12 protein-coding genes and 1 pseudogene are annotated in these 13,006 nt (G+C 59.7%); all 13 read right to left on the bottom strand.

What is annotated here, in order from left to right:
- Positions 1-328: pseudogene (locus tag ACO9S2_RS17030) on the bottom strand (carboxypeptidase regulatory-like domain-containing protein); the annotation flags it as partial.
- A 51-nt stretch (positions 329-379) separates the two neighbouring features.
- Positions 380-958 (bottom strand): carbon monoxide dehydrogenase beta subunit family protein, encoded by a 579-nt coding sequence (locus ACO9S2_RS17035; protein WP_423723608.1) that lies wholly within the window; start codon positions 956-958, stop codon positions 380-382.
- A gap of 25 nt (positions 959-983) precedes the next feature.
- The gene (locus tag ACO9S2_RS17040; RefSeq protein WP_423723609.1) at positions 984-2,429 is read right to left on the bottom strand and encodes a hypothetical protein; all 1,446 of its coding nucleotides are present in this window, start codon (positions 2,427-2,429) and stop codon (positions 984-986) included.
- 18 nt (positions 2,430-2,447) lie between these two features.
- Positions 2,448-2,849, bottom strand: a complete 402-nt coding sequence (locus ACO9S2_RS17045; protein WP_423723610.1) for a hypothetical protein — start codon at positions 2,847-2,849, stop codon at positions 2,448-2,450.
- 47 nt (positions 2,850-2,896) lie between these two features.
- Complete coding sequence (locus ACO9S2_RS17050) at positions 2,897-3,184, bottom strand: hypothetical protein (RefSeq protein WP_423723612.1); 288 nt, start codon at positions 3,182-3,184, stop codon at positions 2,897-2,899.
- Positions 3,185-3,219: 35 nt separating this feature from the next.
- A complete protein-coding gene (locus ACO9S2_RS17055; RefSeq protein ID WP_423723613.1) occupies positions 3,220-3,912 on the bottom strand; it encodes a carbon monoxide dehydrogenase beta subunit family protein in 693 nt (230 codons plus the stop codon).
- Between the two features lie 76 nt (positions 3,913-3,988).
- Positions 3,989-4,483 (bottom strand): hypothetical protein, encoded by a 495-nt coding sequence (locus ACO9S2_RS17060; protein ID WP_423723614.1) that lies wholly within the window; start codon positions 4,481-4,483, stop codon positions 3,989-3,991.
- A 346-nt stretch (positions 4,484-4,829) separates the two neighbouring features.
- Complete coding sequence (locus ACO9S2_RS17065; protein WP_423723615.1) at positions 4,830-6,188, bottom strand: sigma-54-dependent transcriptional regulator; 1,359 nt, start codon at positions 6,186-6,188, stop codon at positions 4,830-4,832.
- The gene (locus ACO9S2_RS17070; RefSeq protein WP_423723616.1) at positions 6,185-7,579 is read right to left on the bottom strand and encodes a two-component system sensor histidine kinase NtrB; all 1,395 of its coding nucleotides are present in this window, start codon (positions 7,577-7,579) and stop codon (positions 6,185-6,187) included. Before ACO9S2_RS17070 ends, ACO9S2_RS17065 begins: the two co-directional genes overlap by 4 nt.
- Positions 7,580-7,673: 94 nt before the next feature.
- Positions 7,674-9,353, bottom strand: coding sequence for an ATP-binding cassette domain-containing protein (locus ACO9S2_RS17075; protein WP_423723617.1), 1,680 nt, complete (start codon positions 9,351-9,353; stop codon positions 7,674-7,676).
- Positions 9,354-11,115: 1,762 nt separating this feature from the next.
- A complete protein-coding gene (locus ACO9S2_RS17080; protein WP_423723618.1) occupies positions 11,116-11,700 on the bottom strand; it encodes a Tll0287-like domain-containing protein in 585 nt (194 codons plus the stop codon).
- A gap of 110 nt (positions 11,701-11,810) precedes the next feature.
- Positions 11,811-12,347 (bottom strand): c-type cytochrome, encoded by a 537-nt coding sequence (locus tag ACO9S2_RS17085; protein ID WP_423723620.1) that lies wholly within the window; start codon positions 12,345-12,347, stop codon positions 11,811-11,813.
- Between the two features lie 124 nt (positions 12,348-12,471).
- The gene (locus ACO9S2_RS17090) at positions 12,472-12,915 is read right to left on the bottom strand and encodes a CBS domain-containing protein (RefSeq protein WP_423723622.1); all 444 of its coding nucleotides are present in this window, start codon (positions 12,913-12,915) and stop codon (positions 12,472-12,474) included.
- Positions 12,916-13,006 lie beyond the last annotated feature (91 nt).

A 13,006-nucleotide genomic window follows, 5' to 3' on the forward strand; every position in this document is an offset into this window, starting at 1 on the left:
TGGCTTCGATCTGGGGCACGCCCCCCACGTCGAACGGTTTGCCCTTCTCGATCCCCTCGAGATAGACCACGACTTCGCGAAACTCGCCGGCCGGTCCGACGTTGAACGGCTGCAGGATACGCCAGCCCTGTCCATCGGAGATGCGGCCGCAATAGAAGGGGTCGGGCAACGTGGTGAGATTGTAGCCCTTCGGCTTGGGGACGGTCCCGTCCAGCTTCACGGTACCCGTGAGGGTGCCTCCCTCAGACACCGCGATTTCTTCATAGGCCCAGGCGGAAGAGCCCATTCCAATTATTACCGCGACAATCGCAGCCAATACATATCGCATGACATATCCTTTGTTGTTGAAGGCAGATAGCAAGACGGCCGTCCTGCGCCCTTATGAAGGCCGCGTGCCTTTCTGCCGATGGACAGAATCCACGATGCGTTGAATGGTGTCGACGGTCAAATCGCGAATCGTCAGGTGCGCTTCATCGTCGCCACTGAAGGTACAGAGCGCGATCGTGAAACAATCGGTTCCCCCGCGAATGATCTTCAGTGCGATATTGGATTGATGGCAGTGCACTCCGACAAAGAGGCACACGTCGATCTTGTTCTTCCAGATAGTCAAATTGGGATGGTTCGGGTTGATCTCCTTCTCCGCGACAATCTTCGGATACTTCGGCCGGTAGTCGGCCATCGGAATGAGCCTGGCCGGAACGGATTCGGCCAAGGCTTTGACGACGCGCGCCTCACGGACGGCTCGCTCATTCCAGGCCCAGAGGACTAAGGGACCAGGAAAAATCGTCGGGTTCTTGGCCGTCAGCAACCGGCGCGCGGCCTCGTCGATGGCCTGCTGTTCAGGGACACGTTTTCCCATCACGAGCCCCTCGCCTTTCGAGGGCCCCACGACTCCCCTATTCGACACGGACGGGGGAAGAAATCCTTCCGGCCCAAGCGTCATTTCATACTGGTTCATTCCTGACACTCCTTTCCATTGTGGTTCATACGGCTCCCAACCCTTCGCGAAGGAAAATATCCATCGGCGTGAGGGACTTCCCGGGCGGCGGCCTGAGCACCGTAAACGGGAACGAGCAGGCCCCTCGGAGTCGCTCCTCATAGCCCTGAGTCCGGCTTGATTCGATCAGGACGACTCGATCAACGGTCTTGGCAAACACTTCCAACTCTTCCTGTGGAAACGGCACGATCGCTTTTGGATACCAGCCGGTCACGTTCATTCCAAAGCTGCGGCAGAGAGCCACCGCGTCTCGGACAACCCCTTGAGCTGCGCCCCACGCCACATAGCCCACAGTGATCCCGCCCTCTCTTTCCTCTTCAGTGAACAGACCCTGTGCCTCAGGCTGCGCGGTCATGGCCGGGTCTCGCGCGATAACGGCTCTCCGTCGGAATAATTCCTGCACAACGCTGATCTCGACACTTTGCTGGCGCCTCGCGAGCGTGTCGTCAATCATGATGCCGACGCCATCACTCAGTCCGCTACGGATCATATTGTGTCCGGCAATGACCAACGCCAGCGCGTCCGGGACGTCGGCCGCGACCAAGACACTCGGAGCCTCGAAGCCATTGAGACAGGACGCGATGGCGGAGGCGTCTCCCTTGAGCAGAGCCGTCACTCTCCCTTGCGGCCCACGATACGCGTCCACGCCCGGATGCCTGTCGCTCTGCAACACCGACACCGTCGCCCCGGCCATTCCCGTATGCCTCGTGACCCACTGCCCCGGCGATCGGGCAAGCTCCTGATCGCAGGTTGATTCACACCCGCAGGCACTCACCCCGAATCCGATCATGATGGCCCGTTCCGGAGTCAGGATGATTCGATGAGCCTCTTCCACAGCCGTGGAAAGAGGCAGGGAATAGGCATCGCGCTTCGTGAGCGTTCGATCGGCGAAATGCCATCCGGCGACGAATGACTGCGGGGCTGTCACCAAGGGAGAGAAGCAATGGAGGGACTCTTCAGGAAAGCCGAGCACATGCAGCAACACGCCCAGCGCAGCCAGTCCCTTGCCGGGAAGCCCTTCGCCTTGTTGGGCGCCAAGCATGCCGAGAGGGATAGGGTAAGCGATCACTCCCTCTGGAAGCATCGGAGGCGCCAGTGGCTCTGCCGGAGGCTCCCAGAGCAGGACACTTCCCGGCTGAAGATTGAAGCGCCACAATTCCGGCACGGTAGGGCTCAGGTGGAGGAGAACATCGCACCCGTGTCCCATCGAATGGAACGGACGCGTGGCGAGGCGAACCCGCAGCACACAGTCGCCGAAGTCTCCGTTGACCCGGCCGCTTTGGGCCATCACGGAGAACCCGCGATCGGCCAGGAATTGGGCAATAGGCCCCCACTCTTTCAGAAGCAGTGCCGCCCCGGGTCCCACGATCTTGATGATAAGATCGAAGTCTTCGCTGGAACGAGCGGGCAGCCAGGCTGTCAATGGAGCCATATCCCTCGCCTGCATAATCTACACACGATAGGCATTGCGCACTTCTTTGAGGCCGGAGAGGCTGAGCCATTGCACGCCATAGCCGCTCATGAAGAAGTGGTCGTACACGGCGGACAAGAAGATGGGGCCGTCGTGGGGATACACGACCTGTCCCTCCCAGCCGCTGATTCCCCGGCGCAACAGTTCTCGTAATCCGGCATGCGTCGTCGCAATCGCCCCGGTCGCGAGGTCGAACCAGACGAAGGCCGTGACGCCTCGTGGATAGTACAGGGCCACCATGTCGGCATGCTGTGACATGTGCTCAGCTCCCACTCGCACGGTTACTGCTTCTTTTTCCCAGCCGGAGATTTCTTTGCGGGCTTCTTCGCTGTGGTGTTCTGCTTCGCGGCCATCGGTTCCTCCTGAGCTGGTTGTGATCACGATCGCCCTGCGTCATTGCGGGGCCTCGATCGTCAGAAGGCATCTCCTCACCGATTGGATTGCAGAGGATGACCGGTCCGCTGGCGGCAGCGAGCCACCCCTTCACGCGCTTTGAGACTGTTGGGATCACAGGCTAATACCGCATCCCAGTTGGACAGAGCCTCTTCGTACTGTTCCAGCCTTTCAAGGATCGCGGCCAGCTCGCATCGCGACAGGACATCGGCGGGACAGGCGGTCAAGGCCTCTTGAAGCCGGGTGAGCCGTGCGACCCATTCTTCGCCCGAAGCATGGCGGACTGATTGTGAGTCCGCCCCTGTATCGCTCTTCATGTCCATGACCGCACCCCTTCTTCAACGCAGTCCCGCAATCGTTACGCCGGCCTCGGATCTACGCGCTCGACACCATGATTGGCCCGGATTTGTGTTCCCGTCAGGCGCACAGTCTGTCCATCCGGGGGCATCTGAATCCCAAGGTCTTTCCGAACGGCTTTGAAAATCTCGATGATATGGTCCATCTGCTTCACGTCCAGGTCTTGCACGCTCAACATGGCGTCTTCATGAATATCGTGGCAGAAGGCGACGGTCAGGCAATTCGTTCCCGCTCGGACCATCCGCAACGCCAGATTGGCATAGTGGCAGTGGATGCCGATGAAGAGCGCGACTTCGATCTTATTTCCCCAGATGGTGAGATTGGGGTGGTTGGGATTAATGCCTTCCTCGGGATCGATCTTGGGATATTTGGGCCGATAATCCGGCATGGGAATAATCATCACGCCGGGGATTTCCGCCGCGAGCCGCAGCAAGGCCTGCCCTTTGGCGATCCAGTCGGGATTCCAGGCCCAGAGGTATAGGGGGCCGGGAAAAATCGTGGGGTTCTTCCTCGTATACAGTTGTCTGGCCGCCTCGGCGATCACCTCATCAGCCGGTGCGTGGTGGCCATAGAGCAGCCCGAACCCGGAATCGGGGTGAGTGACCCCGAGTTCCATAGCCGACGGCGGGTGAAATCCTGCCGGGCCGACATCGATCACACGGTCACGCTTGATACTACCCAATGGGCTCATCATCTATTCCTTTCCACATGCTGCGCCGTTTCCTTTCACCGCCTTCGCTTGCACCTCCGCCCCGACGTAATCCCCCATCTCAATGAGCGGGTGAACCGCATCGAAACTTGTCTCTAACCCCTCGGTCTTGCTTGATGGTTTCCAGCCCGGCCCACTCGTATCCGGTCGGCACCTTCGCGATGAGTTCCTTGGCCGAAGTCACAACCCGCCCAGCTTCTTGTCCCATGGCCTGGACTGCCGTCTTCGCCGCCGTTTTGTTTTGAGCGGCCTTGCCCGCAACAGGTCCGGCGAATTCCACGACCGCGATCGGCATTTTTTCAGCATCCGCGTAGCACCGGACAATAGAGAAGCCTTCCTCCTGCGTGACCAATTCGTCCTTCGCGAGAATCAACCGCTGTCCCAACTTCACGAAGTCGTCCTTCGCATAATCCGGCGCTCCAGCGGCTCCCGCTTCGTCCAACGAGTGTTGTGCTGCTCTCAGCCGTTCAGCCGGCGGCTGGGCACAGCCCGTCCCAACGGGGATCGCGATACTGATCAGTCCGACGGCAATCCCCTGCCACGTGCTTCGCGACACCACTGTGCCCTCTCGCGCGCTCAGAGTGTCTTCCAAGTACCCGGGCCTTTGCATGGGGAATGCCGTGGATCGAAGGCGCATCGAAGATGGGCAGTCTCACAAGAAATTAAGGACTTGCGCTCTTCCGTTTGACATGTCAGGAATCACATTGGCTCGTCCATGATAGAGGCATGCAAGACTTGCAGATTTCGACGGGAGGCCTGGACGGCTGACTGCATTTCTTGCAGATCCGGAGACGGCCCTGCGTTGCGCATGCGATCAGGCACCGGCAACCGTGCAAAATTTGCGATTCGGGGAGGGGCGGAGAGAGTCAGGGCTGATTAAAACCGTGGCCGGCAGAGGGACGTCAGTCTCTGATGCCGTATTCTTTGATTTTGTACTGCAGCGCGCGAAGGCTGATGCCGAGGAGCCTGGCCGCCTTCTCCCGATGGTTGGTCACTTCCGCTAACGTGCGCTGGATTGCTTCCCGTTCGATCTCCTCAAGGGACGATCCCAGTGTGACGACCATCGTGCGCGCATCCTCCTTGCTCGCCTGAATCTCTTCCGGAAGATGCTCCGGCTGAATCGCCGGGTCTTTCACCGTAATCACGAGTCGCTCCATCAGATTCCGCAGCTGACGAATATTGCCCGGCCAGGCATAGAGCCGGAGCAGCCGCATCGCCTCGCGGGAGACGTCTTTCGGTTCGCGATGATGTTGCGCTGCGAACTCCCTGAGAAAACGGTCGGCTAAGAGCGGAATATCGTCGCCCCGATCGCGAAGGGGCGGGAGGCGGATCGGGACCACGTTGAGCCGGTAATAGAGATCTTCCCGAAACAAGCCCTGTTTGACCGCTTCCTCAAGGTTGCGGTTGGTCGCCGCGATGATCCGGGCATCGACCGTGATCACCTTCGTTCCGCCCAGGCGCCGGAACTCCTTCGTTTCCAGCACACGCAGAAAATCGACTTGGGATTTCAGCGATAATTCCCCGACCTCGTCCAGCAGCAGTGTGCCGCCGTCGGCCAACTCGAACCGCCCGGCCTTGGTCGTCATCGCGCCGGTGAATGCGCCCTTTTCGTACCCGAACAGCTCACTCTCGAAGAGATTCTCCGGCAGGGCGCCGCAATTCATGGTCACGAACGGCCCGCCGGCCCTGGCGCTCCGGTGGTGGATGGCCCGGGCCACGAGTTCCTTCCCGGTGCCGCTTTCTCCCGTCAGCAGGACGGTCACCGCGCTGTCGGCGACCATGTCCACCAGACTGTAGACCCGCTGCATGGGTTCACTCTCGCCGGCCAGCTGGTCAAATCGTGTCTGCGTCTCAAGCCGCTCCCTGAGCTGCTTATTCTCCTGCGCCAAGGCGCGGCGCTCCAGCGCCTTCGCGACGACGATGTGAAACCGGTCGCGGTCAATCGGCTTGGTGAGGTAGTCGTACGCCCCCAGACGCATCGCTTCAACGGCGGTATCGATGGAACCGAAGGCGGTCATCACGATCGCCTCGGTCTCCGGAGCGTGCTCCTTCATGCGGCGAAGGAATTCCATACCACCCAGGCCGGGCATCCGCAAATCTGTGATCACCAGATCCGCCTTCGTGTGTTCGAGCAGGGCCAGCGCCTCTTCCGCGGTTCCCGCCCCCTGCACCTTGTGCCCGAGCTTTTCCAGCATGGTGACGAGGGCGGACCGGATATTGGCCTCATCTTCCACGACGAGGATGTGCGCGTTCCGTGTCATGGGTCGCGCACCAATAGGTCATGTGCGACGGGGGCTGTGGGGAATTTGATGACCACCGTCGTGCCGATCCCCGGTGTGCTGGAGACCTGGATCGTCCCTCCATGGTCCTGCACGATGCGGTAGGCGATGGCAAGACCGAGTCCGCTGCCCGCAGTCTTGGTGGTGTAGAACGGTTCGAACAGCCGGGACAGCTCTTCTTCCCTGATGCCCACGCCGCTATCCTGCACCGTCAGTTCCAGCCAATCCTTTTCGCCTGCCTTGCATCCTCTCGCGATCACATGGCACACGCCTCCCTCCGGCATCGCCTGGAAGGCATTGACGATGACATTGACCAACACCTGGCTGATTTCTGTCTCGTCGCCCATGATCGACGGCAAGGGGGCGGACGTTTTAGCGATGAGTTGTATACGGCGGTCCTGCGCTTCGTACTGCAAGAGCGCCATAATGTGCGACAGTACTTGCCCCGTGTCGACCGCGTGAAGGCGAAGCGCGCCTGGTCGCGCGAATTTCATGAAATTGTCCAGGATGGCCCCAAGCCGGCGGGTTTCCGCGTTCAAGACGTGAAGATACTTGCCCAATGCCGCCGAGGGGCGGGAGCCCGCCCGCAGCTCCTCCTCAAGCAGATGAAGATTCAAGTCGATCGCGCTCAAGGGATTGCGCAGCTCATGCGCGACACCGGCTGAGAGCGTATGCAATCCCGCCAGTTTGTCCGCGACCCGCACGCGCCGTTCCAGATCCAGCAGCTCCGTGACATCCTTGAGCAGGGCAATCACGCCGACCGGCCGGCCATCGTCCCCTGTCAGGTCGGCGGTGGTGAGGCGGATCGTGCGGGCCTGGTCGCCGGTACGGTAGGGGATGTCATGCTGATCGACATGACGGTTATTGTGGAGCGCCTCATCGAGCGCACTGCGAATCAGGTCTCCCCGGGGAAACATCCGGTCATAGGAGTGACCGAGCAATTCCTCCGTGGACCGCCGCAGCGTCGCCACGGCAGACGGGTTGACGGCGGTGATCTGGCCGCCGCTGTTGATCGTCAGCACGCCGGTCGGGATACTTTCAAGGATATTTCTCGCAAGCCCCTTCACCTCTTCAAGCGTGCGTTTGGTGCTGTCGTAATGGAGGAAGGTGATGACCGCCGCAATCCCGATCGCGCTGACCAAGAACACAAGCAGCGTCACCACAATCAGATCATGCCGCGATTGCCAGAGGGCCGGAAACAGGTCCGTCGCTACTGTTTGTCCTTGCGTGAACCCCTGGAGCAGCAGTTTCTCCTGCTCCAAGCTGAATAGGAGAATGACGGCGACGACCAAGGCCAGAATGAGCACGACGGAGGTAATGAGCCGGTACGGGATGTGTCGGAGCCGGGTGGCTTTGGGAATAGGTCTAAACATAGGAGCCGTCGGGACGCTGCGCCTTCATGCTATCACGGAAGACGCACCCGATACAGTCCGGGGTTCCGCTCGCGAGAGGCGTGGGCGGCGCGCATCATTCCTGAATCACGCATCGGTCGACATGGTCTTTAATCGTATGGTCGTTGCTGATGAAAATCGCGGACCAGGACTCCTCCTTCGAACACAACCGTCGCAGGATGACCTGCCTGATAGCCGGTTCCACATTATGCAAAGTTCCATCGAAAATCAGCAATGGCGGGCGCGTCACAATGGCGCGGGCGACCAGGACACGAAGAATCTGGCTTTTGGTGAACTGCGTGCCTCCCGCGTCTATCCGGGTCTCAAGCGCACGGGGCAACCGGTCGATCTCGTCTTCCAATTCAACGAAGCGTATCGCCCACCGGAGGTCTTCAAATCTGATGGACGATCGTCCCAGCGTGATGTTTTCTTCCAACGTGCCGGCGAAGAGCGTGGGCTGAGAGTCGAGCACTAACCCGCGAGCCCCGTTGATGTAGTCCATGGCGACTTCCCGGAGATCCACGTCATTATACCGGACCACCCCGGCCGTCGGCCGATAGAGGCCCGCGAGGACGAGAGCCACCGTCGTCTTCTGGGTGCTGGATCGAACGAGGGCCGCCAGCTTTTCTCCCGGTGCGATTTCAACGTTGAAATGCTCCACAACGGGCGGCGCGTTGGGATACGCGAACGCCACGTCTTTGCAGGTGAGGCGGACGCCGCAGATCGCGGGATCCGGCAGATGCGTGCTCACTCCCATGCCAAAGGCTTCGTGTTTGGGCAGGGCAAAGACGCGATCCAGCTCGCTCAACGAGGTCAGCACATAGGTCATCGCATAGATCCGGCGCGTCACCGTGTCTAAATTCAGCAGCAGGGTCCCGACGATCACTTCGGCGGCCACAAACTGGCCGAGCGTAATTTGCCCGGCTGATAACAGCCAGCCGCCTAGGGCGATCATGCCGCTGTGGCAGAGGGCTTCCCAGACGACAATGCTGCGATATTGACGCCAGGTGAGAATGTTCGCCCGTACCCGCCGCGCGGCCAGGTACTCATTGAGGAGGTCGTCCGTTTTGCCGAGCAAAAACGGCGCGCTCCGGCTTGCTTTGAAATGAAGCCGATTGCTGGCAATGTCCTGGATCCAGGTCATGACCGCATAGTTCTTCTCAGACACGGTCTTGGTCGCCTGGACTTCTCCCTGGCCGGAGACGGCGGCGACAAGCACGAACCCGCCGAGCAGGAACGCATTAAACACCAGAAAGTTCGGGTGATAGAACACAAGGATGGTCATCCCTGTCAGGCCTGACACCAGGACGTTAATGACATCAACGAGGACCACGATGATGGCCCGCGCCAGCAACTCGGCTTCCATGAACCGATAGGCCTGCGCGGGGGTGAACGCTTCCTGCCTGATCCGCGGCAGATGTTCCGTCATGGCAATGGCGATGCGGACGTACAGCCGCTGGAACAGCGTCTCGACGGTGCTGGTTTGAAAGACCCTGAAAAAGCCGATAAACAGGAGGCCGATCAACATGATGAGCGCAAAGGTGACGATCATGATCGGCTCAATCGCATAGACAAACGTGTTTGTCAGCTCCTGAACCGTGAGGGGAACGACCAGAGAAAAGATGCCGATGGCGACCGCATAGGAGACGAGGATAACGAGGAGGCGTTTCTCCAGCCCGATGACGAGCCCGAGCCGCGCAAGTTCGGTCCAGAAGGGGCTCCTGACCGGTTTTACGGCAAGCGCGGGTCTTGACATAGAAGCATTCCTGAAGACCGATGACTGTCGCCTCGCCTCATCTCATCAGGAGATGCCTTGAGCGCGAGGCGTTCCAACAGCTCCCCCGCCGGCAACCGATCGCCTCTTGAGAGCCCGGCCCTCGTGAACCGGACGTTTACCATTCAGCCGAAGACGGCCTTACCTCTCCGGATGCGATGGGCGGGCGACCGTCCCGCGACGACGGATTAAACGGTCGCAGCACTCCTGACAGAGCTCCTGCAACGTGAGGTCATCACAAAAGAGCGCCGCAGAGCGACGGGCGCACCGGTCGCAATATTTGATCGCGCTTGCTTTGGCTTCGGTGGTTGGGCTCAAAGATTCCTTCACTCGTGGTGCCTCCTTATAAGATTTGCCCGGATACCGGCTGACTCGTTGGCCGGCTGATCGATCGACAATCGCTTCACCCGCTGGATGCCAGTCCAACCTGTCCCCGGAAACATCGCCACTCCTTCACTCGATAAAGCAACGCCGGTGCCTCGCAGACACACACAGTGCTGTTCGCACGTATGTCGTTGAGTTTCCAGAGTAAGGGGTTGAACACGGTTCCCGGCGTGAGACGGTCACTATATTCCCTGATCTGCAAGCGCTCACCATCCTGCAAGAATTGCAGGCTCAGAATGAACCGGGAGTATCCTGCGTCGGAATGCTTCCACGCACCGCCTGCCTCCCACGAGCGGGTCAGACCCTGTCGGCCTCACGCAAGAGGGCCCAGGCTTGTCGTGCCTTGACCTGATCAAGGCAGGGCTCACAGAGCAGGAGTCTGCTCAGGTCATCGAAGATGAGGCGAGGCTTGGGATACCCGCACTGCTCACAGGCACTATCAGGGGGATCCAGATCGATTCGTCCACGTTGATTCATTGAGGGATTTCCTCTCGTCCGCCCCACGATTCACATAAATCGTCGAACCCGGCTTTGGGCCTGACCCGAACGGTTGACGGGTGTCGTCGACTCTCCGGTAACGGCGGAAGACAACGCGCGCAGTAGACTCGTTGAGTGCGGGTATCCCATATGCCCATGGTCAGGGCTTTCCCGCACAGGGGGCAGATCATTTGAATCATTACAGTTCAAGCCATGATTCAGGTGATACCGTTGCCACATTGCAGGCCTAAGGCAACTCGTATGCCTCATGCCCCCGAGACAAGAGATGCAGGGCTTATCAGATACTTAGCAACGGAGTGTCTCTCAGTTCGATTGTTCCAGGGATCGCCCCGGAGAAACGTCTGCAAACTTTGCACGGGGCTTTGAATGGAGCCCGCTGAGCTGAAGAAAATTACGCGGTTAGCGCGTGAGGAAGAACAACACAGCAGAATGATTCAAATGCAAACATTGCAGATCGGCTGGATATATCCCTAAAAGTCGGCTTACGAATGAGGCAGGTCTAGCGAGATCATGACAGGGGCTTTCTTCCCTGGCTCACGACGACGTTGATCGCTCGCTACGTCTGCGCCCGCTGCCGGCCCTGTCCTGGTTGGCGTAGCGCACACGGCGAGTTCGGCATAGTGAATGGGTAGGTCCATTTGCTCATGGGTCTTCACGAGGAGCCCATACGTAGAAGCCGCATCCTTTTAGCCCCTGCACTCTTGGCCGGGGCAGGAGCTATGGCGTCATAGCTGCATCTTTTCATCGTATGGCCATCCTTTCTACGGAGGCTTCACGTTCGGATCGGCTCAGAAGCAGGCTCGTTCTGAGCCCGACCAGGCAGAGGGCACAAACCGCCCTCTTACGCGACGACGCCCGGCGTTCACTCAGGGGCGGGAATTGAGATCAGGACCGCGCCCAGCACATCTCTGAGCTTATAGTCATGCTTCGGACTGCGGGGATCGGCGTTATGACAGCTCACACAAACGGGCGAGACCGCCAGGTCGGCATAGACGGCTTGGAAGTATCGCGAGCCTCCCTCAGTGAGGTAGCCCTTATACGGCTGCTCCGGTTTGGCCATCACCGCCTCCAACGCCTTCCGTTCAAACTCCGAACGAGGCCCGCTCTGCTTATTGATCGGATTGAGACTGATCAACCGATACCGCACTTGCCCTCCCGTCAACTCCGCCAGACTCGACGACTCCTGGACGAATTGAGCCGGAAGCGGAAGCGCGCTGACCTCGCGCCACTTTTCCGATGATTCGATCACACCCCGCCTCTGCATCCGCTCCACCACATGGACGGTGTAAAACGTCCGGTCGGCCTCCAGCACGGAGTGGATATAATCCACCACCGTTCCCGCCGGAACGCTGCCGCCTGACTCCTTACCCGCAAAACCGGTTCCGCATCCCCCGGCCGCGCAGAGCGCGACCAGCCCTCCCAGAACAACCCCCGTTTTGAATGACATAGCAGCCTCCGTTCGCTAAAGCCTCTTCCGACCGGGAACCCTGAACAGGACCAACGGAACGGCACTCCCGCATATTCGTCTCTGGGGCGGCGGAAGTTCCCCTCTTGCATTTAAGCCGAGGTGCTGGACGTGCCCCCCGTGTACCCCTTGGCCGTGTGGGCCGGCGTCAGGTGGCAGTTCTGGCATCCATGTTCCCGATACAACTTCCGGCCCCGCTCCAGCTGCGCCGGCGTCCCCGGCTTCATCACCCCTTCTTTGATGCGGGAATCTTTTCTCGTCGCGAGGAACTCCGCTACCGCTTTGGCTTGATCACCGGGCAACGACAGATGCCGTTTCTTCCGGTCCGGGCGGAAATCGTAGCCGACGGGATAGTGTTTGAACTCCGGATTCTGCAGCCACGCCAGCAGCCAGTCTCGCTGATACTTGTTGCCGGCCCAGATGAGGTCGGGGGCCTTCTTCGTTTTACGCGGCGCCGGCTTTCCTTCGATCCGATGACATTGCACACAGGTGGTCTTCACGATCTTTTCACCGGGATCGGCGGCGCTTGCCATGCCGGAACGACCCACCATCAATACGCCGGCCATCGAAACGGCAATTCCGATGACGACCGCATACTGTGTCGTACGCCGAGAACGGGTCCTGGCCATATCGAGTCCTCCGTTCATTCAAGGGCCACGTCTGAACCTTGGCCCCGCCGGCGGATCAGGGTGGATCCCGATGGCGCCGGGGCCGAGCGACCGCAGCGCCATCGGAGAGAACAGAACACACCGGCTACATCGAGCCGGTTTCAATGGAGATCCCCAGCCCGATCCAGGCACGCAACAAATCATGGCGTGTCACGGAATAGGCCACCTTGCCGTTCTTCTTGACCGGGAGGTTGAGCAGGCGCTTCTCCTCCATCAATTTCACGGCCTCATCGATGCTGGTATCCTCGGACACCGCGATACGGTCCTTGGCCATGACATCCCCCGCGGTCAACTGGTTCAGATCCTTTTTGGCTTCGAGGGCCCGGAGGATATCGAATTCGCTGATGAACCCGATGAACTCGCCCTTTTCATCGACGACCGGCGCTCCCGGCGTGTGTTCGGTAAGCAATTCAACCGCTATTCCCATGACGTTCTGGTCCCGCCGGAACACCAGATCGTTCGTCGCATTGATTTGCCCGACGGTCTTGAACCCTCCGACAGGAACCCCTGGTCTGGCTAACGTCGTCATACTTCCTCCTCTGTGTTAGTAAATGATTACAAAACCCTCAAACGCTCGCGCGAACTTGCCATGAAGTCCACACAACTTCTGCGCATTTGAG

Source organism: Nitrospira sp. NS4, from assembly GCF_049546785.1.
In the GTDB taxonomy this organism is placed as follows: domain Bacteria; phylum Nitrospirota; class Nitrospiria; order Nitrospirales; family Nitrospiraceae; genus Nitrospira_D.